Source organism: Tessaracoccus zhenghani (assembly GCF_055326325.1).
Map to the genome: position 1 here is coordinate 601144 of NZ_JBUZNQ010000003.1, position 25600 is coordinate 626743.

24 protein-coding genes and 1 rRNA gene are annotated in these 25600 nt (G+C 68.8%); 2 read left to right on the forward strand and 23 right to left on the reverse strand.

The window, feature by feature from the left end; translation table 11 throughout:
• Positions 1 to 13: 13 nt before the first annotated feature.
• A complete protein-coding gene (locus ACZK4S_RS09915; RefSeq protein WP_076063266.1) occupies positions 14 to 1387 on the reverse strand; it encodes an RNA polymerase sigma factor in 1374 nt (457 codons plus the stop codon).
• 219 nt (positions 1388 to 1606) lie between these two features.
• Between ACZK4S_RS09915 and ACZK4S_RS09920 the strand changes: the two genes are divergently transcribed.
• Positions 1607 to 2539 (forward strand): sigma-70 family RNA polymerase sigma factor, encoded by a 933-nt coding sequence (locus ACZK4S_RS09920; protein ID WP_076063267.1) that lies wholly within the window; start codon positions 1607 to 1609, stop codon positions 2537 to 2539.
• Positions 2540 to 2602: 63 nt separating this feature from the next.
• Here the strand turns inward: ACZK4S_RS09920 and ACZK4S_RS09925 are convergent, their stop codons facing one another.
• The 10 genes from ACZK4S_RS09925 to ACZK4S_RS09970 are packed head-to-tail and all read right to left on the reverse strand — an operon-like array spanning position 2603 to position 12977.
• The gene (locus ACZK4S_RS09925; RefSeq protein WP_463644115.1) at positions 2603 to 3451 is read right to left on the reverse strand and encodes an acyl-CoA thioesterase; all 849 of its coding nucleotides are present in this window, start codon (positions 3449 to 3451) and stop codon (positions 2603 to 2605) included.
• Positions 3452 to 3466: 15 nt separating this feature from the next.
• Entirely contained in the window at positions 3467 to 7267 is a 3801-nt protein-coding gene (gene hrpA / locus ACZK4S_RS09930; protein ID WP_463644116.1) for an ATP-dependent RNA helicase HrpA, read from the reverse strand.
• The gene (locus tag ACZK4S_RS09935; protein ID WP_463644117.1) at positions 7264 to 8139 is read right to left on the reverse strand and encodes a universal stress protein; all 876 of its coding nucleotides are present in this window, start codon (positions 8137 to 8139) and stop codon (positions 7264 to 7266) included. The genes hrpA and ACZK4S_RS09935 overlap by 4 nt, the downstream gene beginning before the upstream one ends.
• Positions 8140 to 8142: 3 nt before the next feature.
• Entirely contained in the window at positions 8143 to 8544 is a 402-nt protein-coding gene (locus tag ACZK4S_RS09940) for a pyridoxamine 5'-phosphate oxidase family protein (RefSeq protein ID WP_076063273.1), read from the reverse strand.
• A gap of 20 nt (positions 8545 to 8564) precedes the next feature.
• Positions 8565 to 9479 (reverse strand): T3SS (YopN, CesT) and YbjN peptide-binding chaperone 1, encoded by a 915-nt coding sequence (locus ACZK4S_RS09945; RefSeq protein WP_463644118.1) that lies wholly within the window; start codon positions 9477 to 9479, stop codon positions 8565 to 8567.
• A 53-nt stretch (positions 9480 to 9532) separates the two neighbouring features.
• Complete coding sequence (locus ACZK4S_RS09950; protein ID WP_459397477.1) at positions 9533 to 10285, reverse strand: pseudouridine synthase; 753 nt, start codon at positions 10283 to 10285, stop codon at positions 9533 to 9535.
• Positions 10269 to 10871 (reverse strand): SMC-Scp complex subunit ScpB, encoded by a 603-nt coding sequence (scpB, locus tag ACZK4S_RS09955; RefSeq protein ID WP_076063279.1) that lies wholly within the window; start codon positions 10869 to 10871, stop codon positions 10269 to 10271. The genes ACZK4S_RS09950 and scpB overlap by 17 nt, the downstream gene beginning before the upstream one ends.
• Positions 10868 to 11698, reverse strand: a complete 831-nt coding sequence (locus ACZK4S_RS09960; protein WP_463644119.1) for a segregation and condensation protein A — start codon at positions 11696 to 11698, stop codon at positions 10868 to 10870. Before ACZK4S_RS09960 ends, scpB begins: the two co-directional genes overlap by 4 nt.
• Complete coding sequence (locus ACZK4S_RS09965; RefSeq protein ID WP_076063284.1) at positions 11695 to 12072, reverse strand: hypothetical protein; 378 nt, start codon at positions 12070 to 12072, stop codon at positions 11695 to 11697. The genes ACZK4S_RS09960 and ACZK4S_RS09965 overlap by 4 nt, the downstream gene beginning before the upstream one ends.
• On the reverse strand, positions 12069 to 12977 hold the full coding sequence (locus ACZK4S_RS09970; RefSeq protein WP_463644141.1) for a ParA family protein: 909 nt from the start codon (positions 12975 to 12977) through the stop codon (positions 12069 to 12071). The genes ACZK4S_RS09965 and ACZK4S_RS09970 overlap by 4 nt, the downstream gene beginning before the upstream one ends.
• Before the next feature lie 475 nt (positions 12978 to 13452).
• On the opposite strand from ACZK4S_RS09970, the gene ACZK4S_RS09975 reads away from it, so the two are divergent.
• Positions 13453 to 14721 (forward strand): GNAT family N-acetyltransferase, encoded by a 1269-nt coding sequence (locus ACZK4S_RS09975; RefSeq protein ID WP_463644120.1) that lies wholly within the window; start codon positions 13453 to 13455, stop codon positions 14719 to 14721.
• Positions 14722 to 14732: 11 nt separating this feature from the next.
• On the opposite strand, the gene xerD is transcribed toward ACZK4S_RS09975, so the two are convergent.
• The 12 genes from xerD to rrf all read right to left on the reverse strand — a co-directional run bounded on the left by xerD (position 14733) and on the right by rrf (position 25596).
• Positions 14733 to 15647 (reverse strand): site-specific tyrosine recombinase XerD, encoded by a 915-nt coding sequence (xerD, locus tag ACZK4S_RS09980; RefSeq protein WP_076063288.1) that lies wholly within the window; start codon positions 15645 to 15647, stop codon positions 14733 to 14735.
• Positions 15644 to 16249, reverse strand: a complete 606-nt coding sequence (locus tag ACZK4S_RS09985) for an NUDIX domain-containing protein (protein WP_463644142.1) — start codon at positions 16247 to 16249, stop codon at positions 15644 to 15646. The genes xerD and ACZK4S_RS09985 overlap by 4 nt, the downstream gene beginning before the upstream one ends.
• Positions 16250 to 16270: 21 nt before the next feature.
• A complete protein-coding gene (pyrG, locus tag ACZK4S_RS09990; protein WP_076063293.1) occupies positions 16271 to 17908 on the reverse strand; it encodes a CTP synthase in 1638 nt (545 codons plus the stop codon).
• 47 nt (positions 17909 to 17955) lie between these two features.
• Positions 17956 to 18396: a hypothetical protein gene (locus ACZK4S_RS09995; protein WP_463644121.1), complete on the reverse strand. Its 441-nt coding sequence runs from the start codon at positions 18394 to 18396 to the stop codon at positions 17956 to 17958.
• An 11-nt stretch (positions 18397 to 18407) separates the two neighbouring features.
• Entirely contained in the window at positions 18408 to 20078 is a 1671-nt protein-coding gene (recN, locus tag ACZK4S_RS10000) for a DNA repair protein RecN (RefSeq protein ID WP_463644122.1), read from the reverse strand.
• Positions 20079 to 20978, reverse strand: a complete 900-nt coding sequence (locus ACZK4S_RS10005; RefSeq protein WP_076063299.1) for an NAD kinase — start codon at positions 20976 to 20978, stop codon at positions 20079 to 20081.
• 9 nt (positions 20979 to 20987) lie between these two features.
• Positions 20988 to 21704, reverse strand: coding sequence for a TlyA family RNA methyltransferase (locus tag ACZK4S_RS10010; RefSeq protein ID WP_463644123.1), 717 nt, complete (start codon positions 21702 to 21704; stop codon positions 20988 to 20990).
• Positions 21701 to 21913, reverse strand: a complete 213-nt coding sequence (locus ACZK4S_RS10015) for a hypothetical protein (RefSeq protein ID WP_463644124.1) — start codon at positions 21911 to 21913, stop codon at positions 21701 to 21703. Before ACZK4S_RS10015 ends, ACZK4S_RS10010 begins: the two co-directional genes overlap by 4 nt.
• Positions 21910 to 22902, reverse strand: a complete 993-nt coding sequence (locus ACZK4S_RS10020; protein WP_463644125.1) for an HAD-IIA family hydrolase — start codon at positions 22900 to 22902, stop codon at positions 21910 to 21912. The genes ACZK4S_RS10015 and ACZK4S_RS10020 overlap by 4 nt, the downstream gene beginning before the upstream one ends.
• Positions 22899 to 24050 carry a hypothetical protein gene (locus tag ACZK4S_RS10025; RefSeq protein ID WP_463644126.1) on the reverse strand — a complete coding sequence of 384 codons (1152 nt, stop codon included), beginning with the start codon at positions 24048 to 24050 and terminating at the stop codon, positions 22899 to 22901. Before ACZK4S_RS10025 ends, ACZK4S_RS10020 begins: the two co-directional genes overlap by 4 nt.
• A complete protein-coding gene (locus tag ACZK4S_RS10030; RefSeq protein WP_463644127.1) occupies positions 24047 to 25228 on the reverse strand; it encodes a hypothetical protein in 1182 nt (393 codons plus the stop codon). The genes ACZK4S_RS10025 and ACZK4S_RS10030 overlap by 4 nt, the downstream gene beginning before the upstream one ends.
• 251 nt (positions 25229 to 25479) lie before the next feature.
• Positions 25480 to 25596 (reverse strand): 5S ribosomal RNA (gene rrf, locus ACZK4S_RS10035).
• Positions 25597 to 25600: the final 4 nt, after the last annotated feature.

Consider the following 25600-nt stretch of genomic DNA (forward strand, 5'->3'; position numbering starts at 1 on the left):
TTTTCGTCTGCGGTCAGTCGAGGTAGTCGCGCAGCACCTGCGAGCGCGACGGGTGGCGCAGCTTCGACATGGTCTTGGACTCGATCTGGCGGATGCGCTCGCGCGTGACGCCGTAAACCTTGCCGATCTCGTCCAGGGTCTTGGGCTGCCCGTCGGTGAGGCCGAAGCGCATCTGGACGACGCCCGCCTCGCGCTCGCTGAGCGTGTCGAGCACGTCGTTGAGCTGTTCCTGCAGCAGCGTGAAGTTGACCGCGTCCGCCGGGACGATGGCCTCGGAGTCTTCGATGAGGTCGCCGAACTCAGAGTCGCCGTCCTCGCCGAGCGGCGTGTGCAGCGAGATGGGTTCGCGCCCGTACTTCTGGACCTCGACCACCTTCTCCGGCGTCATGTCCAGCTCGACGGCGAGCTCTTCGGGGGTTGGTTCGCGACCCAGGTCCTGCAGCATCTGGCGCTGGACGCGGGCGAGCTTGTTGATGACCTCCACCATGTGCACCGGGATGCGGATGGTGCGGGCCTGGTCTGCCATGGCGCGCGTGATGGCCTGCTTGATCCACCAGGTGGCGTAGGTGGAGAACTTGTAGCCCTTGGTGTAGTCGAACTTCTCGACCGCGCGGATCAGGCCGAGGTTGCCCTCCTGGATCAGGTCGAGGAAGAGCATGCCGCGGCCGGTGTAACGCTTGGCCAGCGACACCACCAGGCGGAGGTTGGCCTCCAGGAGGTGGTTCTTGGCGCGGCGGCCGTCCTCGGCGATCCACTGGAAGTCTTCGACGTCCTGGCTCGTGGGGGGCGGGGTGTCCGACGAGAGCTGTTCCTCGGCGAAGAGGCCGGCCTCGATGCGCTTGGCGAGTTCGACTTCCTGGACGGCGTTGAGCAGCGCCACCTTGCCGATCTGCTTGAGGTAGTCCTTGACGGGGTCAGCGGTGGCTCCGGCGGAGACGACCTGCTGTTCGGGTTCGTCCGCGTCGTCCGAATCCGAGAGGGCGAAGCCCTGCTCCTCCTCGACGAGTTCCTTCTCGTCCTTGGCCACTTCGACCTCGTTGAACGTCGCCTCGTCCACGTCGTCGAGCGTGCGCTTCTTTCCGCCCACGGTGAGCACCACGTCGTCTCCATCTCGCTGGAACTGAACCTCGACCTCGCCGGTGGAGGCCTCCGCGATGGTCGGCTCCTTCTTGGCGGAGGCGGCCTTCGCCGCGGTGGTGCGGCGGGTGGCCGTCGTCTTGGTGGCGGCAGCAGTCTTGGCTGCAGCAGGCTTACGCGTGGTGGTCCGCTTCACGGCCGGCGTTTCCTCAGCGGCGGCGCTCTTCGTGCTCCGGCGGGTACGGGGTGTCTTGCCGGTGCCTTCAGCGTTCTCGGTCACTGTGGTCCTCTCGAGGCCGTCGACTGCAATTTGCGCATGCGCCGCCCCGCCTCAGTCAAGGGTGACGCACCGTCCATTCTTGCACGGTGGATGTTCCCCTTCAAACCAATCGGTGGAACCGTCCCCCTGGCGCCCTCAGGGATCCGCTGGTACTTGAGGATGATTTCTGTTCCCTGCGGAAAACCGATGGAACCAACTCCGCGCCGCTTTCGTTGATATGGGTGACGACTGGCGAAAGGTCTGAAGAATATGAATCGTACTGCGCGCATGCGAAGCACCGAAGGTATCGAGGGCAAGGACTCCGTTGGCCTGTACCTCGACGCAATTGCCAAGACTCCCCTGCTCTCCGCTGTGGAAGAGGTTGAACTCGCCCGCGCCATCGAGGCCGGGCTCTACGCGCAGAAAATCCTCGACGGTGAGATCGACACCACGGTCAAGGCCACCGAGGACGAACTGCGCGAACTCGCCGCGGAGGGTGAACGTACCGTCCAGCGTTTCGTGAAGGCCAACCTGAGGCTCGTGGTCTCCGTGGCACGCCGCTACGGACGCGCCCAGATGCCGTTGCTCGACCTCGTGCAGGAGGGCAACACCGGCCTGATCCGCGCCGTCGAGAAGTTCGACTACGCCAAGGGCTTCAAGTTCTCTACGTACGCCACCTGGTGGGTACGCCAGGCCATCTCGCGCGGCATCGCCCAGCAGAGCCGCATCGTGCGCCTCCCGGTGCACGTCGCCGAGCAGGTCAACCAGGTCTCGGCCACGCGTCGCAACCTTGAGCGCGAACTGGGCCGGGAACCGGAGATCACTGAGATCGCCGCAGAACTGGGCCTCGAGGAGAGCCGCATCGTGGACCTCCTGCGCTACTCCCGAGACCACGTCTCGCTCGACGCTCCGGTCGAGGCTGACGGCGACACCGCTCTGGGTGACCTGATCGCCCGCGAGACCGCCCCCGGCCCCGACGAGATGGTGCTCGACGCTGAAGAGCGCGCGCGCCTCGAAGGGATGCTTTCAGACCTCGACGAGCGTTCGCAGGACGTGGTGCGCCGCCGCTACGGGCTGCTGGACGGCCGGCAGGCCAAGCTGGCAGACATCGGCAGCCACTGGGGCATCACCGCGGAACGCGTGCGCCAAATCGAGCGTGCCGCGTTGGCGACGATGCGTGAGTCGCACGGTATCGCCGCCTGACCGAGCAGGTCACCTCTGAACCGGACACGGTCTGTGCCTTTCCCCCAGGGCACGGGCCGTGTCCTATGTCACGACCCGGATGAGCCCCTCCTGGGCGCAACTGGCCACCGCCTGACCGTCCTGGAACAGCCTGCCGGTGGCGAACCCGCGAGCGTGTGAGGCCGAAGGCGAGAGCATGTCGTACAGCAGCCATTCATCCACCCGCACGGGACGGTGGAACCACATCACGTGGTCGATGGAGGCTGCCTGCATCTGCGGCGACAGGAACTCCACCTCGTGGGGGACTGTGGTGACGCTGAGCAGCGTGATGTCGCTGAGGTAGGCCAGCACCGCCGCATGCAGCACCGGGTCGTCGGGCATGGGCTGGCGCGTGCGTACCCACGCCTTCATGGAGCCACCGGAATCCGTGCGGTCCGGCCGCGCGGCCAGCCGCACGTCGAGCGCGTCCCATTCGGCCAGCAGCTTGAACGGCGCCCCGAAGCGGCGCTCGAGGACCTCGCGCAGCGGCGGGCTGGCGTCAGGCACCGCGACATCGTGAGGTGGTGAGGCGGAGTGGTCCAGGCCCTCCTCGGGTTCCTGGAACGACGCCGTCATCATGAAGATCTCCCGATCGCCCTGCCGGGTCACGACACGGCGGTTGCTGAACGTGTTCCCGTCGCGCACCAGTTCGACCTCGAAGTCGAGCGGGGCGTCGTTGGCCCCCGGGCGCAGGAAGTAGGCGTTCAGGGAGTGGATCCGCCGGCTGGGTGGGACGGTGCGCGCGGCCGCCACCAGGGTCTGGCCGAGCACCTGCCCCCCGAAGAGCCGCTGAAGATAGGTCTGGGGGTGCGGCCCGCGGAAACTCGACGGCCCGGTCTCTCTGAGATCGAACAGGGCAATGAGTTCAGCGACGTCTTTAGGCACGGGTTCCATCGTGCCACAACGGGTTCAGCCAGCCTGCCGGATGGCCTGACGGATGCGTTTGGCCGAGACGGGAACGGCGGTGCGCAACTGCTGGGCGAACAGGCTGACCCGGAACTCCTCGATGAGGAACGCGATCTCCTCCACGTCACGGCTGAGGGGGCCGGGCGGCTGCCGTTCGGTGAGCTCCGCGTAGGCGTCCTCGACGTCATACAGCTCGACGGCGACCTTGTCGTCGCGGGCGCGATTGGCCGCCGCCGCCTGCAGCCGAACGACGGCGGCCTGGGCATAGCGCGGAAGGTGCGCGAACCAGGGATCCGGCGTGGCCGAGATGAAGCGGTTGAAGAACAGGTTGTCCAGTTGCGCGCTCACGTCGGAACGTAAAGCGTCGCTGGCAGGCAGGGCGCCCAAAAGGATCCGTGCCTGCGTCACCGCCGTCAGCGCATGCGCGGCGGTGTTGACCACCTGCAGCGTCCGGCCGGGGCATTCCTGCCGCACCTCCAGCGCCACTCGACGGTAGTCGGCCTCGGTGCGCACGCCGTCGAGCGGACCCTGCTGGAGGGCCAGTTGTTCGCCGGCCTTGAGCCACGCGTCGGCCAGCAGCTCCGGAACCTTCGGGTAGGCGGAGTCCGCCAACGCCAACTTCTCGACGCGCCCCAGGTGGGAGACGACCCACTTGGTGGGATCCGGGTTGGTGAGGGTCAGCAGGCGCCGGACGCCCTGGGCGTGCGAAACCTCTGCCCGAGCCGCCGAGTCGAAGACCCGCAGCCCGACGGCGGTGGCCTCGTCCACGAGCGCCGGGTACCCCACGACTCCCTTGCCCACGGTCGCCTCGCGCGGCACGTCGCCGAACGTCCACGCCTTCTGTCCGGTGGCGGCCTTGTCTCCCGCGGAGGCGGTCAGCTTCGCGGCCACCTTGGGCGACAGTTTCCGCCGCAGCCCCTCGAGATCGACGTCCCGGGCCACCTCCCGGTCCTCGTCGAGGACCACGTAGGTGGGACGCAGGTGCTTGCCCACGGCCTCCGGCGCGAACTGCCGGCCCTCGACGACGACTCCGGTGAGCGCGGTCAGCGCCCGGGCCAGCGCGTCGGGGAAGGCGCCCTCCCCCACCTGGCCACGCTCCTCGAGCCAGGCCAGCGCCCTGGCGGCGAAATCCGGCGCGGGCACGAAGTTGGTGCGCACCGACTTGGGCAGCGACCTGATCAGTTCGGTGGCCAACTCCCGACGCAGGCCCGGCACCTGCCAGGAGAACTCGTCGGCGTCGAGCTGGCCGAGGAGCTCCAAGCGCAGCTTGAGCGTCACGCCGTCGCTGCCGGCCCCCGGGTCGAACGTGTAGTCGATGGGCAGCTTGTGTTCGCCGAACGTCCACCTGTCGGGGAAATCGCTGGGGCGCAACTGGGTGGCGTCGACGATGGCGTCGTCGATCATCAGCAACGGCCAGTCGCTCTTCGGCGTCGAGCGCAACCACTTGTCGAAGGTCGCCCCTGAGACCACGTCGCTGGGCACCCGTGCGTCGTAGAAGGCGTAGAGCGCCTCGTCGGAGATGAGGAGGTCCGGCCGGCGCATCCGGTCGGTCATCTTCTCCGCCTCCTGGATCACCGCGCGGTTGTCCCGGACGACGGGGTTGCGGGTGTCCCACTCCCCTTCGACGAGCGCGGTGCGCAGGAAGATCTCGCGCGCCTCCTCGGGGTGGTCCTTGGCGTAGTCGGTGCGGCGACCCGCCACGATCGGTACGCCGAAGAGCGTCAGCCGTTCGTTGGCCACCACGCTGGCCGAGCGCTGCGACCACACCGGTTCAGACACGGTGCGGGTCAGCAGGGGGCCGGCCACCTCCTCTACCCATTCCGGCTTGATCCCGGCCACGGTGCGGGCCCACAGGCGGGAGGTCTCCACCAGTTCGAAGGCCATCACGAGCGGCGGGGTGGATTTTGCCAGCGCGGAGCCCGGCTGGATGGCGAACCTCGCACCGCGGGTGCCCTGGTACTCCTGGAGCGGCCGACGCTTGCCCGGCTCGCGCTTGCCCCGTTGCTCCTCGGCCACGCCCACGTTGGAGAGCAGCCCGCTCAACAGGCTGCTGAGCACCTGGTCGGTCGGCCCGTGTCCGCGGGTGTCGAGGTCCAGTTCCTTGGCCGCCTCCCGGAGCTGGGAGACGAGGTCCTCCCACTCGCGGAACCGCACGAAGTTGAGGTGTTCGGCGCGGCACATCCGGCGGAACTGGTTGCCCGAGAGCTCGCGTCGACGCTCGTGCAGGTAGTTCCAGATGTTGAGGAGGGCTTCGAAGTCGCCGCCCTCCAGCGACGGCCTGGGCGCGGTTTCCTTGCGTGTGCCGGTATGGGCCGTGTGGCGCTTGGGCGCCTCACCCTCGGCGTCCGGCTTCGTCTCGATGCCCCAGAAGCGGCGGTGCAGCTGGTCCGCCTGGTTCTGGAACTCCGCCGGGCGTTCCCGGATGTCGGGCACCGTGAGGCCTGCTACGAGCACCAGCACGGTGGCCAGCGTCCTGCGGCGGGCGCCCTCGATGATCATGCGCCCCAGCCGGGGGTCCACCGGCATCCGGGCCAGCATGCGGCCCGTGCGCGTGAGCCGCACCTGGGAGTGCCGGGGGCGGGGGTGGATCGCGCCGAGTTCGCTGAGCACGCGGACGCCGTCGTTGATCTGGCCCAGCACGGGGGCCTCGACGAACGGGAAGCTCTCGACGTCACCGAGGCCCGCCTGGGCCATCAGCAGGATCACGGTGGCGAGGTTGGTGCGCAGGATCTCCGGATCTGAGTATTTAGGCCGCGACTCGAAGTCCTCCTCCGAGTAGAGCCGGATCGCGATGCCGGGGCCGAGACGACCACAGCGGCCAGCGCGCTGGTTCGCGGATGCCTGCGACACCGGTTCGATGGGGAGCCGCTGCACCTTGGTGCGCGTCGAGTAGCGCGAGATGCGGGCCAGGCCGGTGTCGATGACGTAGCGGATGCGCGGCACGGTGATGGAGGTCTCGGCCACGTTGGTGGCCAGCACGACCCGGCGTCGGCTGTGTCCTGAGAACACCTTCTGCTGGTCAGCCGCCGACAGCCGCGCGAACAGCGGCAGCACCTCGAGCCCGGACCCGAGCCCCTCGATGGCCTCCGCCGCGTCACGGATCTCGCGCTCCCCGCTGAGGAACACGAGGATGTCGCCGCCGCCCGGCTCGGTGAGGATCTCCTCGACGGCCCCCACGATGCCGTCGATCTCGTCCTGGCCCTCGTCCAGCGGCCGGTACCTGGTGTCGACGGGGTAGGTGCGGCCGGAGACCTCGACGACCGGGGCGTCGCCGAAGTGTTCTGAGAAGCGGGCCGTGTCGATGGTGGCCGAGGTCACGATCACCCGCAGCTCCGGGCGCTTCGGCAGCAACTGTTTGAGGTAGCCCAGGAGGAAATCGATGTTGAGGCTGCGCTCGTGCGCCTCGTCGATGATGATCGTGTCGTACCGGCTGAGCAGCCTGTCGTGGGTGAGTTCCGACAGCAGGATGCCGTCGGTCATCACCTTGATGCGGGTGGCCGCCGTCACCTTGCGGGTGAAGCGGACCTGGTACCCGACGAAGTCGCCCAACTCGACGCCGCACTCATCGGCGATGCGCTGCGCCACGGTGCGCGCAGCGATCCGACGGGGCTGCGTGTGCGCGATGTGCGTGCGCCCAGCCATGAGGCAGATCTTGGGCAGCTGCGTGGTCTTGCCGGAACCTGTTTCGCCCGCCACGACGACCACCTGGTGCCGGCGGATCAGTTCAGCGATGTGCTCGGTCTCCGCAGCGATGGGTAGCTGCGGATCGACCTCGACGGTGGGCTCGGTGGGGGCCTCAGTCATCCGCGCGCGACGAACAGCGGACACTCCGCGTGGGCCAACAGGCCACGCATGAGGCCGCCCAGGGAGAAGCCCGGGATGTGTGAATCGCCCACGCCGACCACCAGCAGGTCGTAGCCCGCACTGCGGCTGACCAACTCGTTGATGGGGCTGTCTGCCGCCACCTCGACGCGGTACTGGACGTCGGGGTAGGACTGGGCGACCTCGTTGGCGATCGCCTCGATGCCACCCTTCGCGAAGCGCACCTGCTCGTCGAGTTCGTTCGGCGAGAGCTTACGGGCGAATAGGCCCACCGGGGGCTGGATGGCGTGCACGATCTCGAGGCGCGCACCGAGACGCTGGGCCTGCTGGAAGCCGGCCTCCAGTGTCTTCTCGGATCCCGGGCTGGTCTGCAGCCCGACGCCGACGATGCCACGGCCACCGATGGGGTCAGGGTGGGCCGCGGCGGAGATGACGACCACGGGGCACGAGGCGTTGGCCACCACGGCCACGGAGGTGGAGCCGACGAACATGCGCTCGAGGCCGGACGCCGCGCGGCGCCCGACGACGACCAGCTCGGCGACCTCGCTCAGCCTGGCCATCACGCCGCCCGGCGAGCCCATCACGACCTCAGTCTTGATGCGGTGCTCCGGCAGCCCCATGCTCAGTGCCACGTCCCGGGCCTGTTCGTTGGCGGTGATTCCGGCGGACTGGAGCACCTCGGGGTCGTAGACGACACCCCAGGCGCCGGCCATGAGCGTGTCGTCGACGGCGTTGACCAGCAGCAGTTCGCCGTTGATCCGGAGTGCGGCACCGGTGCCGAACCGCACGGCCCGCAAGCCGTCATCACTGCCGTCGACGCCGACGACAACCAGCGGAGCTGTCTTTTCGTTCATGACTCAGCCCTTCTTCGTTCCGGAGACAACACGCCCGTCGATCGACGCGGCGGTCACGGCGATACCGACGGCGAGGTCACCGTCGAGCCAGCTCTTGTTCGTCACGGCCGGGTCCGCCGCCCCTGCGGAGCCCTGCACCAGGACGGACCAACCGATGGCCGAATCCGGGTCGATCTCGTCCACCTGGAACGAGACCTTCCTGCCATCGGCGAGCTTCGCCAGGCTGGAATCGGTGTCGGTGTGGAAGATGATGGTGCGATCCACGACCTGGTAGTTCACGGGGACCACGATGATGCCGTCGTTGCCCTGCCATGCGATGCGACCGATCACGGTCTCACCCAGCAACGCCCAACATTCGTCGCCATCGAGCCGGGAGAAGTAGGTCACCTGATGCGGATCGGTCATATCTCAAACTGTATCGCTTGTCAGCCGCTGAACGTGGTGCGGCCGCCCAGCTTGGTGGCCAACGCGTCGTCGATGCCGTCGGCGATCTGGCTGAGGTGCAGCAACGCCTGGTGCAGGTGGGCCGCGACGAAGGGCTTCGCGGCCACCGAGATCTGCACGAACACCCGGTCACGGTGGAGCGCGAAGCGGCCGTAACGGGCCTCGACGTTGAGGTCGTTGAGCACCTCACACGCCCGCGAACGGCCGCCCACCTCCTGCACGAGCGCCGAGAACAGCACGAGCTCCGCCGCGTCCGGTGTGGAACGGAGGAAGACCATGGTGGACCCCACGCGGATGGCGACGTCACCCTGGTCATTGCGCAGCGGCGGATGCCCGTAGGCCTTGGCCAACTCGTGGTCCACGAGGTGGTCCAGGTCCGTCCGGTTGGCCGGCATGACGGCCATCTGGTCCTTGCTGAGCGGCTTGGGCGTCAGCGGCACCCAGTCGGTCTGTCCCTTCAAAATCTCGGCCAGTTGGTCCGGCTCCAGGAAGATGGGGTGCAGCACACCGAACACCTCCGCCAGGGTCTCGGTGGCGAGTTGCGCCAGGGCCGCCGAGTTCTCCTGGTCCACCACGGTGTGGAACGTGTCCCACTCGTCATTGGGCTGGTCCCATGCCAGGCGGTGCAGGCCCTCGGCCTGCGCCTCTGTGGGCGCCCCGCCGTCGGGCCCCTTGACGTAGGCGGCGATCACCCCGGGTTCAATCACGGAGAACCGGATGCCGGGGGGCTCGTCAGCCTCCCCGTCGCCGGGCTTCCTGGCCGAAGCCACCGAAATCGTCAGGTCCGCGGTGGAATCCATCACCGACAACACCTCGTCGAGGCGGGTGGTGAACTCCTCCCAGGCGCCCTGTTGGGTCGCGTCGAAGTCGAAGTCAAAGTCCTCGTACCCGGCCATGGGCCACCTCCTTGACCTTCAACCTAGCGCACCCGCCTGTTGGCCCGGCCAGGTCACATGCCCACGAGGTCGAGCAGTTCTCCCAGTTCCTCCCTGGTCAGTTCCCGGATCTCGCCCACCGGCAGGTTGCCGAGCCGGACGGGACCGATCGCGGTCCTGGCCAGGCGGTCGACGGGGTGGCCGACCGTGTCGAACATCCTGCGGACGATGCGGTTGCGGCCCTCGTGCAGGGAGACCTCGATCAGCGTCCTGTTGGCGGCACGGGAGACGAGCTTGACCTTGTCCGGCTTGACGGGGCCGTCCTCGAGCGTGACGCCCTTCTCCAGGCGCTTGATGGTGCGGTTGTCCATCACTCCCGCAGCCTGCACGGTGTAGGTCTTGGTGACCTTGTAGCTGGGGTGCGCCATGCGGTGGGCGAACTCGCCGTCGTTGGTCAGCAGGATCAGCCCTTCGGTCTCGGTGTCGAGGCGGCCGACGTGGAAGATCCGCTCCCGCAGCCTGGGCAGGTAGTCGAGCAGCGTCTTGCGCCCCTCCGGGTCCTCCATCGTGGAGACGACACCCCGCGGCTTGTTCATCACGAGGTACAGGTTGTGGCGCGGCGGCGGGATGCGCGAGCCGTCCACCCGGATGTGGTCCGTCTCGGGATTGACGCGCATGCCCTGCTCAGTGACGATCTTGCCGTTGACCTCCACCCGTCCCTCCTCGATGAGGAGTTCACTGGCACGCCGCGATGCGAGGCCGGCCGAGGCCAGCACCTTCTGCAAGCGGATGCCCTCGGTCTTTTCGTTGTCAGGCTGGTCGTTCATCTTCGCGTTCCTCCTCGGGCCGGGCCTCAGGCGCCATCGCGGCGGCGAGTTGTCCCAGCTCAGCTTCCAAGGCTACGGCGTCAGGCAGCATGGGCGCCAAGTCCGGCAATTCCTTCAATGAATTCAGGCCGAGTTTCTGCAGGAACAGCGGCGTCGTCGCGAACGTCATGGCTCCGGTGACGGGGTCCTCCCCCGCCTCCGTGATCAGCCCGCGCACGAGCAGCGTCTTGACCACGCCGTCGACGCCCACGCCGCGCACGCCCGAGATCCGGCCGCGGGTCACCGGCTGCAGATAGGCGATGACGGACAGGGTTTCGAGGGCCGCCTGGGTCAGCCGGGAGCGCTGGTCCGAGACCAGCCAGGCCTCCAGGACGTCCGCCAGCGCCGGGTCCGTCGCGAAGCGCCAGCCGCCGGCGATGCGTCGCAGCCGGATACCGCGTCCGTTCTCCTCGTAGAAGGCGGCGATCTCGTCCAGCGAACGGTCGGCCTCATCGACGGTCAGGTCGAGCGCTGCGGCCAACTCCTGCGTGGTAGTCGGCTCAGTGGCCATCAGCAGGATGGCCTCGAGGGCGCCGTGGGTGCTCATGCATCCTCCAGTTCGGGTTGTGGTCCGTAATCGTCGGTGACCTCGACGGCGGCCTCATCGCCGGCGGTCCACCGCACCGTCAGTTCGGCGAGCGGTTCGAGCTGTTCGAGGGCCACTTGTTGTGCCTGGAACAATTCCAGGATGACCAGGAAGCGCACCACGATGGTGAGCCGGTCTGCGCCCGAGATGAGCGACCTGAACGTGGCCGCCCCCTCGCGGCGCAGTCTCTCGGCGATGAGCGTGACCTGCTCCGGGACGCTGACCGTGTTGCCGTGCAGGTGGCCCAGCTCGACGACGGGGGCAGGCTTCGGGACCATCGCGGCCGCCGCGAGCCGGGCGACGTCGTCGGGGGTCAGCGTCAGTTCCACCTCCGGCAGGAGACCGCGGAACTGCTCCTCGATGCCGCCGGGCCGCCAATGCGTGGACTCGGCCCCGTTCATCGACTCCGCCACCCACTCGGCGAGTTTCTTGAACGCGCGGTACTGCAGGAGGCGGGCGAACAGGAGGTCGCGGGCCTCCAGCGCCGCGATGTCCTCGGGATCGCTCACCTCACCTCCGGGCAGGAGGCGGGCCGCCTTGAGGTCGAGCAGGGTGGCGGCCACGACGAGGAAGGAACTGGTCCTGTCGAGGTCCCAGACCTCCCCGCCCAACTTCACGTAGGCGATGAACTCATCCGTCACGGCGCTGAGCGCCACCTCGGTGATGTCCAGTTCACGGCGGGAGATGAGGTCGAGCAGCAGGTCGAAGGGTCCTTCGAAGTTGCTCAACCGCAACTCGAAGCCCGGCAGCTCGTCGCGCTGCTCCGACTGTGCCCGTCCTCTGCTCACTGCTGTCTGAGCTCGGCCACGAGGTCGCTGGCGCCGCCGCGCGCCGCGAGGTCTGCCACCGCGTGCGCGACGGCCACGCGCACGATGCGCCCCCGGTCGACACGGATGCCATGCGTGCGCCGCAGGTCGAGGTTGGCGTCCTCGAGGGCGAGCAGCTCGTCCTCGCTGAAGTAGACGGTGATCTTGTGGTCGTGCCGGACGCGGCCGGTGGGCGCGGGTGCGGCCGCGTCAGCGGCGAGCTCTGCCACCGGCTGCACGGCAGGGGCGGCCTGGGCCTCTGCAGGTGGTGCCTCCGGCGTCGCCTCGCGCGGCTGCCTCGTCGGCCGGAACAGCTCCGAGGCCCCGGGGAGTTCGGCGCGCTTGGGCTTGCTCACACCTCGCTCCTCAACAACACCTCTCGCGCCAGCTGCCGGTAGGCGTCAGCGCCGGGGGAAGCCGAGGCGTAGGTGGTGATGGGCTCGCCGGCCACCGTCGTCTCCGGGAACTTGATGGTGCGACGGATGACCGTGTGGAACACGTCGTCGCCGAAGGCCTGGACCACGCGCTCCAGCACCTCGCGGCTGTGCAGGGTGCGGGCGTCGTACATGGTGCCGAGAATGCCCATGACCTCGAGCTCCGGGTTCAGCCGGTCCTGCACCTTGGCGATCGTGTCGGTCAGCAGCGCCACGCCGCGCAGCGCGAAGAACTCGCACTCCAGCGGCACGACGACATAGTCGCTGGCGGTGAGCGCGTTGATCGTGAGCAGCCCCAGGCTGGGAGCGCAGTCGATGAGGATGTAGTCGTAGCTGGAGCGCACCTTGGTCAGGACGCGCTGGAGCGTCTGCTCCCGGGCCACTTCGCTGACGAGCTGCACTTCGGCCGCAGAGAGGTCGATGTTGCTGGGCAGGATGTCGAGGCCGGCCACGGTGGTCTCCATGATGACCTCGCGCGGTTCGTATTCGCGGCTCAGCAGCAGGTTGTAGATGGAGCGGTCCAGGGTGTGCGGATTCACGCCGAGGCCCACCGACAGGGACCCCTGCGGGTCGAAGTCGACGAGGAGGATCTTGCGGCCCGTTTCCGCCAACGCGGCACCCAGGTTGATGGCCGTGGTGGTCTTCCCGACGCCGCCCTTCTGGTTGGTCATCGACATGATGATGGCGTTCTTCGGGGCGCCGGGGGAGGGTCGCTGAGGCTCCGGGAAGGTTGGGAGGGGTCGGCCCGTGGGACCGATCACACCGGTATCGATGAGGGTCGACTCCCCCGGTGCATCCGGTACCTGGAACTCGGGCTTTTCAAACAGGCCGCTATCCGCCACCGCATTGCCTCCTACTTCTCTGCAAGTGGGGACCAGCCTAGTGGACGCACCCCTGGTCTATTTCTTCCGAGCGGCCCTGAACAGGGCGGTGGCCTGACCAAGTATGAGTTGGTCAGGCCACCTGGGTGTGGCGGGTGGTGGCGGCCCACCTGCCTGGAAGGGCATCCGGATTTTCTCACCCACCTCGCCGGGTGGGGTGCTACTGGATCAAACCTGCAGCAATCGAAAGTAGGACTTTCCCTTCCCGCTCTTCCCCGAAAGGAAGTGCGTATGGACATGTCTACACCGCTCTTCGCCCCGTGTCAGCAGAATGACCGGAATTCACCGGAAGTTTGCCGTTTCGTCGGCGTGTCGTCGCCCGGTAGCCACTTCGAACCGATAGAAGTGACGCGAGCCCGGACCACGTATGAGGTGGTCCGGGCATATCTGTCCCCGGATACCGGGCACTAGAGTCGAAGGCGTGCAAGCACCCTACGAATACGATCTGATGCCGCTCGACACCCCGGACGACAGCCCCGCCTGGGCGGACTATCTCGATGTGTTCCGCTTCAGTTTCCTGGAGCAGCGCGCCTCTGACGAGGGGCTGGCCACCTACCGGAAGCACCGCCGCGAAGACCGTGCGTGGTTGGGCAGGGTGACGACGGAGGGGCCCGGCCTGACGGGCAGGGAGGCGGTCGCGGCCTTCGCTGCGGCACCCACCACGATCAACTGCGGACGCGGCCTCGTCGACGCCCTGGTGATCAACACCGTCGCGGTCCGGCCGAGCCACCGCCGCCGCGGCCTGCTGAAGCACATGATGCGCCAACAACTCGACGCGGCACGCGGGCACGGCATGCCGCTCGCCACCTTGACGGCTTCAGAAGCGACCATCTACGGCCGTTTCGGATTCGGCATCACCACCCACACCCACCCCATCGAGGTCGACACCAGGCGCTTCTCGCTCAGGGCCGACGTGCCGGCCGCACCAGGCACCGTCGAGTTCGTCCCGCCGTCCTTCCTGCGCGACCACTGGGAGCGCCTGGTCACCGCGCACCAGGCGCGTTTCCGGGGCGCCGTCGGGCACCTGCACGGCCACTTCCTGGTGGACACCGGCCTCTGGGATTCCGGGGAGAACGGCCCCGCGCGCTCGCTGCGGTGCGCGGTGCACTTCTCCCCCACCGGCGAGGTGGACGGATTCGCGTTGTTCACGCCCAAGGGCTGGGACGAGACCCCCATCACCACGGCCGTGCGCAAGGTGTGCGCTGCGGACCAGGCCGTCAACCGGGCGCTCTGGCGCACCTTGGCGGAGATGGACCTGGTCGAGCGGCTGACCTATCCCCTCTCCCCTCCTGGAGATCCGCTGGCGGCGTCCCTCGTCGACCCGTGGGCGGTCACCGCCAAGGAAGGCGACGACCCCGTGTGGTTGCGCCTCCTCGACCTCCCATCGGCCACCGCCCAGCGCGGCTTCGACGGTGAGGGCGACGTGGTCGTCGAGATCTCCGACGCCATGGGTTACTGCCAGGGCACCTGGCGGGTCAGCGCGCGGGACGGGCGCGGCGCCGCTGCACCCTCGGAGCAGGCAGCGGAGGTGAAGCTGCCCATCGACGTGCTCGCGTCGATGTGGCACGGTGACCGCTCCGCGTCGGATTTTCCCCTGTCCGGGCTGGTGCAGGGTGAGCCCGCCGCCATCAGCCGGCTCTCACGCCTGTTCCAGGTGGAAGAGCCGCCGATGAACCTGGCCGCCTTCTAGGAACCGGTGGCTCAGCGGGCCCGCGGGTGGGCCGCTGCGTGCACCTCGCGGAGGTGCTCGATGGTCACCAGGGTGTAGATCTGGGTGGTGGCCACCGACGAGTGGCCCAACAACTCCTGCACCACCCTGAGGTCTGCTCCCCCGTCGAGCAGGTGCGTCGCGAAGGAGTGGCGCAGCGAGTGCGGCGACACGTCCACGTCGAGGCCGGCGCCTTCCGCAGCGCGCTGGATGACGGACCACGCGGACTGGCGGCTGAGCCGCATGCCGCGCTGGTTGAGCAGCAGCGCCGGCGTGTGCTTCTTCGCGGTCTGCGCCAGCGCCGGCCGCGCGCGCACCAGGTAGGCGGACAACGCCTTGGCCGCGTAGCTGCCCAGGGGGACGAACCGCTCCTTGCCACCCTTGCCGAGCAGGCGGATGCCGACGTCAGGTTCGGACAGCGCGGCGGTCACGTCGTCGACGTCCAGCCCGCACACCTCCGAGACCCGGGCACCGGTGCCGTAGAGCAACTCCAACAGGGCGGCGTCCCGAAGGCCGACGACCTCCGTGCGGTCCGGTGCGTCCAGGATCCGTGAGACCTCCGCGACGGTGAGCGCCTTCGGCAGCCGCTGCTCGAGCTTCGGCGGAGACACCTCCGCCGCCGGGTTCTGCGGCGCCAGGCCCTCCTCGGCGCAGAACTGGTGGAACGTGCGCACGCTGACGACGTGTCTGGCCACCGAGGACCTCGCCTGGGAGGTGCTCAACTCGCGGACGAACTCGGTCACCTCCACGGCTGTCACCTCCGCCACCGACAGGATGCCCCGTTCGGACAGGAAGGTGACGTAGCGGGCCAGGTCGCGGCGGTAGGCCGCCACCGTGTTGGCGGCGAGCCCCCGCTCGACGCGGACGTGGTTGAGGTAGTCGTCGCGCGCCCGCGCCAGCGCGCTCACTCCTGGCGGGCGAGCCACGCGGCGTCCGCCGGCCGCAGGTCCTCGAGACGACCGGACAGCCGGGCGGTCTCGAAGGCGAGCACCCCGGCCACCAGCGACGGCGACTGGCAGCGCCCAGCCAGGATCTCGTCGACCAGGTGCTGCCTGGGCACCCAGGACCAGGTCATGTGCGCCTCCTCGCCCTCGAGCACGAAGCCTTCGGGGCGTGCGGCGGTGCGCACGTCCCTGGCCAGATAGATCCGGAGCGACTCCTCCGACGAGCCCGGCGTGGTGAGGATGTCGACCAGCACGTCCCAGCGGTCTGCTGCCAGCTCGATCTCCTCGGCGAGCTCACGCTGGGCGCTGAGGACCCACGCCTCCCCGTCGACATCCAGCAGACCGGCGGGGATCTCCACCAGTTCCAGACCGACCGGGTGGCGGTACTGGCGCAGCACGGCGATCTCGTCGGTGCTCTCCTCCCATGCCACGACCGCCACCGCGCCGGGATGCGTGATGAACTGCCGGGTGATCTCCTCGCCTGACGGAGTGGCGACTGTCTCCTCCACGAAGGTCGTCACCCTGCCGGACCCCAGCACCTCCCGGCTCCGCACCGGCCACTTCATCGGCTCGTCGACGCGCACGTGCTACCCCTTCCGTGCCGCGAGCGCGGCTCCGATCAGCCCGGCGAACAGCGGATGCGGCTTCGTCGGGCGCGACTTCAGTTCGGGGTGCGCCTGCGTGCCCACGTAGAAGGGATGCACCTCCTCCGGCAGTTCGACGAACTCGACAAGCTGCGAATCCGGCGAGGTGCCCGAGACCACCAGACCCGCCTCTTCGAGACGTGCGCGGTAGGCGTTGTTCACCTCGTAGCGATGGCGATGGCGCTCCTCGACCCTGGCATCACCATAGACCCTGCGCACGACAGTTCCCTCGCGCAGGAGCGCCGGGTAGGAACCCAGCCGCATGGTGCCGCCCAGGTCGCCGTCTCCGGCCACGATGTGGCTCTGCTCGGCCATGGTCGCCACGACCGGCTCTTCGGTGTCGGCATCGAATTCGGTCGACGACGCTCCTCCCAGCCCGGCCAGGTTGCGGGCCGCCTCGACCACCATGCACTGCATCCCCAGGCAGAGGCCGAGCGTGGGAACGCGGTGTTCGCGGGCATACGTCAGCGCCCCGAGCTTGCCTTCCACGCCCCTGATGCCGAAGCCCCCCGGCACGCAGACCGCGTCGGCCCCCTCCAGGGCCCTGGCCGCCCCCTCACGGGTGGCGCAGTCATCGGAGGCGACCCAACGCAGGTCGACGGCCGCGCGGTGCGCGAAACCGCCGGCCCGCAGCGCCTCGGACACGGAAAGGTAGGCGTCGGGAAGGTCGATGTACTTGCCGACCAACGCCACCGTCACCCGCTCGGCGGGCTGCTCGACGCGGCTCAGGAGCTCATCCCAGGCCTTCCAGTTCACGTCGCGGAAGGACAGCTGGAGGCGGCGCACCACGTAGGCGTCGAGCCCCTCGGAGTGCAGCACCCGGGGAATCGCGTAGATGCTCGACGCGTCGGCGCAGCTGATCACGGCCTCTTCGTCCACGTCGCACATGAGCGCGATCTTGCGCTTCATCGCGGCGGGCACCTCCAGCGACGAGCGGCACACGATCGCGTCGGGCTGGATACCTACCTGACGCAACGCGGCCACCGAGTGCTGCGTGGGCTTGGTCTTCAATTCGGCTGCCGGTTTCAGGTACGGCACGAGCGAGACGTGGAGGAAGAAGACCCGGTCACGGCCCACCTCGTGGCGGACCTGGCGGGCGGCCTCCAGGAACGGCAGGGACTCGATGTCGCCGACGGTCCCCCCGATCTCGTGGATGACCACGTCGACGTCTGGCCCGGCCATCGAGAGCATCCGGTCGCGGATCTCGTCGGTGATGTGCGGCACCACCTGCACGGTCTGGCCGAGGTATTCGCCGCGTCGTTCGCGCGCTATCACGGTGGAATAGACCTGGCCCGTGGTGACGTTGGCGCTGCTGGTGAGGTTCACATCCAGGAAGCGCTCGTAGTGGCCGATGTCGAGATCGGTCTCCGCACCGTCGTCGGTGATGAAGACCTCACCGTGCTGGAACGGGTTCATGGTGCCCGGGTCGACATTGAGGTACGGATCCAGCTTCTGCATGGTGACGCGGAGACCGCGCCCTACCAGCAGCGTGCCGAGGCTGGCGGCCGTGAGGCCCTTACCCAGCGAGGAGACGACGCCCCCGGTGACGAAGATATGACGGGTGGTGTTCGGTTCATGCACGGAACTCCATGTTAAGTGGCCCACGTTTCCACTGCGTTACATCTGGGTCACGGCTGTGCAGGCGAGGTTTCCTCCGCCTCCATCCTCGCCCAACGCCGCGCTCGGGCCTCGCCCCAGGTGGCCCCGAGGACCACCCAGACGTAGAGCGCCACGGCGATCCACCAGCCTGCGTGCAGCGGCTCATGCTCCTCGCCGAGGAACATGACCTGCAGGTCCCAGGCGGCACCGCCGAGGAGCTCGCCGACGACCACCACCAGCGGGTAGGCGAACGCTCCTGCCAACGCGGCACGCACCAGCCCGACGGCGGCGAGGAGGAGGGGCGGGGCGACGAACAACAGGATCCGGTCGTCCATCCAGGTGGGGACATACCTCTGTGCGCCCCACTCCAGATGGCCCAGGTGCCAGATCCAGAACATCAGCAGCACGCCCAGGCCCACCAGGATCCGGTCCAGGTACCGTTGCACTCCCGCGAGGAGCTGTGCGGCCATCGATATTCCCCCTACCGGGCAGCTTGTGCGAGCAGCTCCTGCGCGTGCTCGATCCCCTTCGTCGATGAGGAGGCGCCGCCCATCATACGGGCGAGTTCCGCGGCGCGCTGGTCCTGGGTGAGTAGACGCACACCCGAAGTGGTCACTTGGCCGTCGGACTCCTTGGCCACCACGAAGTGGGCGTCGGCGAACGCGGCCACCTGGGCCAGGTGGGTCACGACGATCACCTGGCTGTGGCCGGCCAGTCGTTGCAGCCGCCGCCCGATCTCCAGACCGACGGCGCCGCCCACGCCCGCGTCCACCTCGTCGAAGACATAGGTGTGCTGCGCGCCGGCGTCTGCCAGCACGACTTCGAGCGCGAGCCTGACGCGCGACAGTTCGCCGCCGGAGGCCACCTTCCCCAGCGGCGCGGGCTCGGAGCCCGGGTTGGCGGTGAAGAGCAGTTCGATGCGGTCCGCGCCGTGCGGACCGATGGGCGCGTCCGTGACGGCGAAACGGAGTTCGGCATGCGGCATGGCCAGCGCTGCCAGCTCCCCCTTGACGCGTTCCGCGAGGTCGTCTGCTGCCCGGTGCCGGGCCGCCGAGATGGCCGCCGCATCCGCCGCGAGCGCGGCATCCAGTTCCACAACGCGGGCGCGCAGGGTGTCGATGCGCTCGTCGCTGCCGACCAGCTGGCCCAGCCTGGCCGCAGACGTCTGAGCCCAGCTGAGCACGTCGTCGACGGTGGTGCCGTACTTGCGGGTGAGGCCGGCCAGCGCGCCGCGCCGCTGCCCCACTGCTTCGAGGCGGAGCGGGTCCGCCACCAGGTCGTCCACGTAGCCGGCCACGTCCGCGGCGAGGTCTCCCGCCAGCATCGTGAGCTCAACAGCACGGCTCGCCAGCAAGGCGGCGGCCTCGTCGCGTTCAGCCAGGGCCGCGAGCGCCTTGCGTGCCTCCCCGGCGAGGCCGACGGCGCCGGGAGCATCGAAGTCGGTCTCCGAGCCGCTCAACGCCTCGTGCGCGGTGGCCGCGAGGCTGCGCAGGTCGTCCAGGTCCATGAGCTTGGCCTGCTCTGCGGCCAGCGCGTCATCCTCACCCGGTTGCGGATCCACGGCGCCGATCTCCTCCAGACCGAAGCGCAGCATGTCGGCCTCGCGGGCGCGGGCCATGGACTGCTCCTCGAGCTCCTGCAGTTCGGCGGCCGCCGCTTTCCGCTCCGCAAAATTGGCCCGGTAGCGGGCAAGCTCCCCGGGATTGGCGTGCGCGTCGAGCAGCTCGCGCTGGCGGTCCGGGCTGGACAGCCGGATCTGGCCGGACTGCCCGTGGATCGTGGCGATCTCACCGATGAGGTCCGCCAACGCGGAGATGGGGACACCGGCGCCGCCGAGCACCGCGCGGGAGCGGCCCTGCGCCGTCACCTGACGCAGCGTGACCAACTCGCCGTCCTCGGCGTCGCCGCCGAGGTCCCGGACGCGCGCGGCCAGGTCGTCGGCCACCTCCCAGCGGCCCTCCACGACGGCCCGGTCCGCGCCGCGACGCACGATCCCCGCGTCGCCGCGGCTACCCAGGAGGTGGCCGAGGCCCGAAACGATCATGGTCTTGCCGGCGCCCGTCTCGCCGGTCAGCGCGGTGAGGCCCGGCCCCAGTTCGAGTTCGGCCTCGTCGACCACTCCGAAGGCTGTCATCCGCAACGCGGTGAGCATCTATTTCTCCGTCTGCTTGCGCCACCCGTGGACGGGGAGCGCGAACTTCTTCACGAGTCTGGTGGTGAACGGCTGCTCGCCGAAGCGGGCCAGGCGCAGTTGGACGCCGAGCTGGGTGACTTCGACTGTCTCACCGTCGGCGACCTCGTGGCTCCGGCGTCCGTCGCACCACAGGATGCCGCACGCGGGGAGGTCCGGGGTGATGTTGAGCCGCACCTTCGACGAGGGGCTCAGCACCATGGGGCGGTTGAACAGCGCGTGGGCCGCGATGGGCACCACGAGCATGGCCTTCACGTCGGGCCAGACGACGGGTCCCCCTGCGGAGAAGCCGTAGGCGGTGGAGCCGGTGGGGGTGGCCACGAGCACCCCGTCGCAGCCCCAGCGCGAGAGCGGGCGGTCATCGATGCTCACCAGGACGTTGAGCATGCGCTCGCGGGCCATCTTCTCCAGCGACACCTCGTTGACCGCCGAGGAAGTCCACGTGAGGTTGCCGTCACGGTCAGTGACCCGCACCTCCAGGGCGAGGCGCTCCTCCACCTGGTAGCGGCGCTCCTCGACGACGGTGGCCAGCTCGTGCAGATCCGACGGCTCGAGTTCGGCGAGGAAGCCCACATGACCGAGATTCACCCCGAGCAGGGGCACGCCCAGCGGCAGCGCCCACTCCGCGGCGCGCAGGATGGTGCCGTCGCCACCGAACACGACGGCCAGTTCCGCCATGCGGTTGTCCAGGGCCTGGAACTCGACGGTGGGTCCCACGCGGGCGGCGATCCGCTCGACGTCATCGTCGAAGACGAGGAAGCCGAAGCCCATCCTGTGGAGGTCCGCCATGAACGTGATGGCGTTGTCGAGGGCCTCCTCCCGGTCCGGGTGGACGAGGACGGCCACGGTTCGCTTGTTCACGCGCCCAGCCTACCGAGTCAGCCGGACGAAGTACTCCACGTTGCCCGAGGCCCCTGGCAGTTCGCTGATGCCGCGCCACCGCTCGATCCATCCGAGGGATGCGGCGTCGGCGGCCACCGCGTCGACCGCCTCGGTACGCAGTGCCTCGTCCCGGACGACACCGCCGGAGCCGAGCCGCTCGCGGCCCACCTCGAACTGGGGCTTGACGAGAAGGAGCGCCTCGCCGTCTGCCGGCAGCACGCCGAGGAGGGGCTGGAGCAGGAGGCGCAGGGAGATGAAGGAGATGTCGCCGACGATCCTGTCGACGGGTTCACCGTCCAGATGGTTGAGGGTGAGGTCACGCAGGTTGAGACCCTCGTGGACGCGCACGCGGGGATCCGAGCGGAGCTCGGCGGCCAACTGGTCATGACCCACGTCGACGGCGTAGACCAGGTCTGCACCGCGCTCGAGGCAGACCTGGGTGAAGCCGCCGGTGGACGCTCCGGCGTCGAGCACCCTGCCGCGGACGGTGAAGCCCGACGAGTCGAGGGCCCCCAACAGCTTGTGGGCGGCGCGGGAGACCCAGCGCTCCGCGTCAGCCACGAGTTCGTCCTCGGGGCCGACGCGCAGCGACGCCTTGGGCGCCACAGTTCCGTTGACGCTCACGCGCCCTTCGGCGATGAGCGCGGCCGCATGCGTTCGGGACCGCGCCAGGCCGCGCTCGACGAGGGCGACGTCGAGTCTCACCGTGCGACGCCGGGGATCCCCAGCTGCGTGAGGTTGGGGTCGTTGTTGAGCACCGCCTGGAGCACCGACTGCGCCTCGGTCAGCTTCGCCGTCTGCTCTTCGAGCGGCAGGTCGTCCAGCGACTCGAGGCCCGCCATCACCTCGCCCACCAACTCGACCCGCCGAACCTCGGCGGGTGCGGCGCTCCGAGGCGTGGCAGCCTCGCTCACCTCAACAGGTCCAGCGAGTTGAGCACGTTGGAGATGTCCACGTCGAAGCGCCACCGCGCCTGCAGGCCCGCCCAGAGGGCATCGAGCTGCTCGTCACGAGTCACGGGCCGGGTGGACAGGTAGCCCACCCCGTCGGTGAAGTCGACCTCCTGGTAGCCACAGATGTAGCGCTGCCCCTGGAATTCAGCCTCCCGCTTGGGCTCGAGCAGCGCAGTGGCGTCGAAACCGATGTGGGTGGGGCGGAACGCCGGAGGCGCGACGTCGAGGTCTGCCTTGCCGTGGGCGCCCGTGAAGACGAACAACGAATCCATCCCGACGTTGTTGGCGCCCAGGATGTCCGTGTCGGTGCGGTCGCCCACGAAGATGGGGTGCGCCGCGCTGAGGCGGAGCACTGTTTCATCGAGCAGGGGGCGGTACGGCTTGCCGGCGATCTTCGGGTCGATCGCCACGCAATTGCGCACCACGCCCACCTGGGAGCCCAGCCCGGGCACGATGCCGCGCTCCGATGGCCTGGTCAGATCAGGGTTGGTGGCGTACCAGACGGCGCCGCGCTGGATCGCCAGGGCGGCGTCCTCCAGACGGGTCCACTCCAGCGTCGGGTGATAACCCTGCACAACGGCCATCGGCTCGTCATCGATGGAGTCGACGACGGTGAACCCGGCGCCCGCGAGCTGCTGGACCAGGGCGTCCGTGCCCACTGCGAGGATCTTCGCGCCGGCCGGGAGATCAGCCACCAGCATGCGCAGGGTCGCCTGCGTGGAGTTCACGACGTCGCCCTCGCTGGCGCGGATACCCAGTTCCTCGAGGTGGTCCGCGACAGCCGCGGGCGTACGCGCCGCGTTGTTGGTGACGAAGCCCACGTGGGTGCCGCGGGAACGCAGTTCCTCAAGCGCCTCAGGAATGCCCTCGACCGCATAGGGGCCCAGGTAGATCACTCCGTCGAGGTCGAACAGGGCTGCGTCATAGTCAGCGGCAAGGGCCTTGGTCATCGCTCGGTCTCCTCCGTCGTCGGCTCCTCCAACGTATCGGTCACCGGCTCTTCAACTGCCCCGGGTAGGCCGTCGGTGTCGACGGTCACGTCCCCGGGGGTCGCATCCTCCGTCGTCACATCGGTGGAGTCGACAGACTCGGGATCGTTGCCCACAGCCGGTGCCTCCACCGCAACGAAGTCCTGTTCTTGAAGGTCGTCGTCGTCCTCGGGCTGCGACTCCGCCTCAAGGTCGTCCCCCGCTTCGACGACATCGAGCTCTTCATCGTCTTCCGGGCCGTCTTCCTCATCGTCTTCTAGGTCGTCATCCTCATCGTCGTCGAGGTCGTCATCCTCATCGTCGTCGAGGTCGTCATCCTCATCGTCGTCGAGGTCGTCATCCTCATCGTCGTCGAGGTCGTTATCCTCGAGGTCGTCATCCTCGTCGTCCTCGTCGAGGTCATCCTCGTCGAGGTCGTCATCCTCGCGCCCGTCCCTGTAGAGATCCTCTTCGGACTCGTCCTCGTCGTCCTCTTCCTCAGTGAAATCGGGCAGCGTGATGCCGTCGATCTCCGCGAGCCGCTCGGCGATGTCCAGGTCGCCGGAACGGTCGAGTTCAGAGGCGGAAGTGAACCACTCGCGGGCAGCAGCGCTGTCACCGCTCTCCTCGAGGAGGTTGGCCAGCGCGTACTGCAGGCGCGCCTGGGCCTGGGGCGGGCCAACCTTGCGGGAGATGGCCGCCTTCAGGAGACGGAGGGCTTCGTCGCGCTGACCGAGGTCATCGCGGATCCCGGCCTCCACCAGGAGGCACTCGATGTGCAGGTTCACGTCCGGGTGCTTCGGGTTGAGTTCGTTGAGCACGTCGAGCGCTTCGTGGTGCCGCCCGAGCGCGCGCTCGCAGTCGGCGATCAGCGGGATCAGTTCATCGCCCCCGGACATCCGGCGGATGGCACGGAACTCGCGAAGTGCGACGGCGAATTCGCCGGCGGCATAGGCGGTCTCAGCGGCCGCTTCACGGACGATCGGAAGCCGGCCGGCACGACGCCTGGCTGCCTCCGCGTGACGGAAGGCAAGTGCAGGGTCGGTGTCGATGTACTGGCCAGCGGCCCAGATATGCGCGGCGACGGTCGCAGCAAGGTCCTTGGGGAGGCCTCTGAGCTCGGCCTTCACACCGGGATGCAGTTCCTTCTCGTCGTACTCGAGCGGGGTTGCGGGTTCATCCGCACGCGGCGCAGTGCCAGGGCGGTGGACGCGCTCTTCCCGATCGTCACGGTCCCAGCGTCGATCATCATCGCGGCGAGGGCCGCGGTCGTCGCGGTCGGCCCAGGGACGGCGTTCACCTTCAGCGCGAGGGGCACGACGGTCGTCGTCGCGGCTCGGGCCGCGGCGGTCATCACGATCGCCCCAGGGACGGCGTTCACCCTCAGAGCGAGGGGGACGACGGTCATCGTCGCGGCGCGGGCCACGGCGGTCGTCCCGGTCGCCCCAGGGACGGCGTTCGCCTTCGGCGCGGGGGGGTCGCCGGTCGTCATCGCGGCGCGGGCCACGGCGGTCGTCGCGGTCGCCCCAGGGACGGCGTTCACCTTCAGCACGAGGGGGACGACGGTCGTCCCGGTCGCCCCAGGTACGGCGTTCACCCTCAGAGCGGGGAGGACGACGGTCGTCATCGCGGCGCGGGCCACGGCGGTCATCGCGATCACCCCAGGGACGGCGTTCACCCTCAGAGCGGGGAGGACGACGATCATCGTCACGGCGCGGGCCACGGCGGTCATCGCGATCACCCCAGGGACGGCGTTCACCCTCAGAGCGGGGAGGACGACGATCATCGTCACGGCGCGGGCCACGGCGGTCGTCGCGGTCACCCCAGGGACGGCGTTCACCCTCAGAGCGGGGAGGACGACGGTCGTCATCGCGGCGCGGGCCACGGCGGTCGTCGCGGTCACCCCAGGGACGGCGTTCACCTTCGGCACGAGGGGGACGACGGTCGTCATCGCGGCGCGGGCCACGGCGGTCGTCGCGATCGCCCCAGGGACGGCGTTCACCTTCGGCACGAGGGGGACGACGATCATCGTCACGGCGCGGGCCACGGCGGTCGTCGCGATCACCCCAGGGACGGCGTTCACCTTCGGCACGAGGGGGACGACGATCATCGTCACGGCGCGGGCCACGGCGGTCATCGCGATCACCCCAGGGACGGCGTTCACCTTCGGCACGAGGGGGACGACGATCATCATCGCGGCGCGGGCCACGGCGGTCATCCCGATCGCCCCAGCTACGCGCTTCCCCACCCTGACGCGGGCCGCGACGTTCATCGTCGCGTCCGGTTCCGCGGGAGCCTCGCGGCGCACCGCCGCTCCGCGGAGCGCGACGTTCGTAGTTCTCGCCGTCTCCGCGGTTGCCCTGGCCTTCGTCCGGTGTGGAGTTGTCAGTCATAAGGACCATCATCCCAGCAGAGGGGCCCTACTCCCAACTTTTCGGGGCACTCCCTCCACCGCCCCCGCCTCGGTCGGCAACTGGGGGCCGGCCTGAGGGCGCTGCGAAAGGGTCTGTAAATGCAACAAACCCCCCGAACGAGGTTCGGGGGGTTTGTTTAAAAGAAGTCCGGCGGCGTCCTAGTCTCCCACGAGGTCCCCCTCGCAGTACCATCGGCGCAGAGAGGCTTAACTTCCGGGTTCGGGATGGGACCGGGTGTTTCCCTCTCGCTATGGCCACCGTAACAC

Excerpts from the sequence above, each read along its gene's own strand:
- ACZK4S_RS09920 (WP_076063267.1), top strand. The coding sequence starts at position 1,607 with ATGAATCGTACTGCGCGCATGCGAAGCACCGAAGGTATCGAGGGCAAG.
- ACZK4S_RS09925 (WP_463644115.1), bottom strand. The coding sequence starts at position 3,451 with ATGGAACCCGTGCCTAAAGACGTCGCTGAACTCATTGCCCTGTTCGAT.
- hrpA (WP_463644116.1), bottom strand. The coding sequence starts at position 7,267 with ATGACTGAGGCCCCCACCGAGCCCACCGTCGAGGTCGATCCGCAGCTA.
- ACZK4S_RS09935 (WP_463644117.1), bottom strand. The coding sequence starts at position 8,139 with ATGAACGAAAAGACAGCTCCGCTGGTTGTCGTCGGCGTCGACGGCAGT.
- ACZK4S_RS09940 (WP_076063273.1), bottom strand. The coding sequence starts at position 8,544 with ATGACCGATCCGCATCAGGTGACCTACTTCTCCCGGCTCGATGGCGAC.
- ACZK4S_RS09945 (WP_463644118.1), bottom strand. The coding sequence starts at position 9,479 with ATGGCCGGGTACGAGGACTTTGACTTCGACTTCGACGCGACCCAACAG.
- ACZK4S_RS09950 (WP_459397477.1), bottom strand. The coding sequence starts at position 10,285 with ATGAACGACCAGCCTGACAACGAAAAGACCGAGGGCATCCGCTTGCAG.
- scpB (WP_076063279.1), bottom strand. The coding sequence starts at position 10,871 with ATGAGCACCCACGGCGCCCTCGAGGCCATCCTGCTGATGGCCACTGAG.
- ACZK4S_RS09985 (WP_463644142.1), bottom strand. The coding sequence starts at position 16,249 with ATGAAGTGGCCGGTGCGGAGCCGGGAGGTGCTGGGGTCCGGCAGGGTG.
- ACZK4S_RS09995 (WP_463644121.1), bottom strand. The coding sequence starts at position 18,396 with ATGGCCGCACAGCTCCTCGCGGGAGTGCAACGGTACCTGGACCGGATC.
- recN (WP_463644122.1), bottom strand. The coding sequence starts at position 20,078 with ATGCTCACCGCGTTGCGGATGACAGCCTTCGGAGTGGTCGACGAGGCC.
- ACZK4S_RS10020 (WP_463644125.1), bottom strand. The coding sequence starts at position 22,902 with ATGACCAAGGCCCTTGCCGCTGACTATGACGCAGCCCTGTTCGACCTC.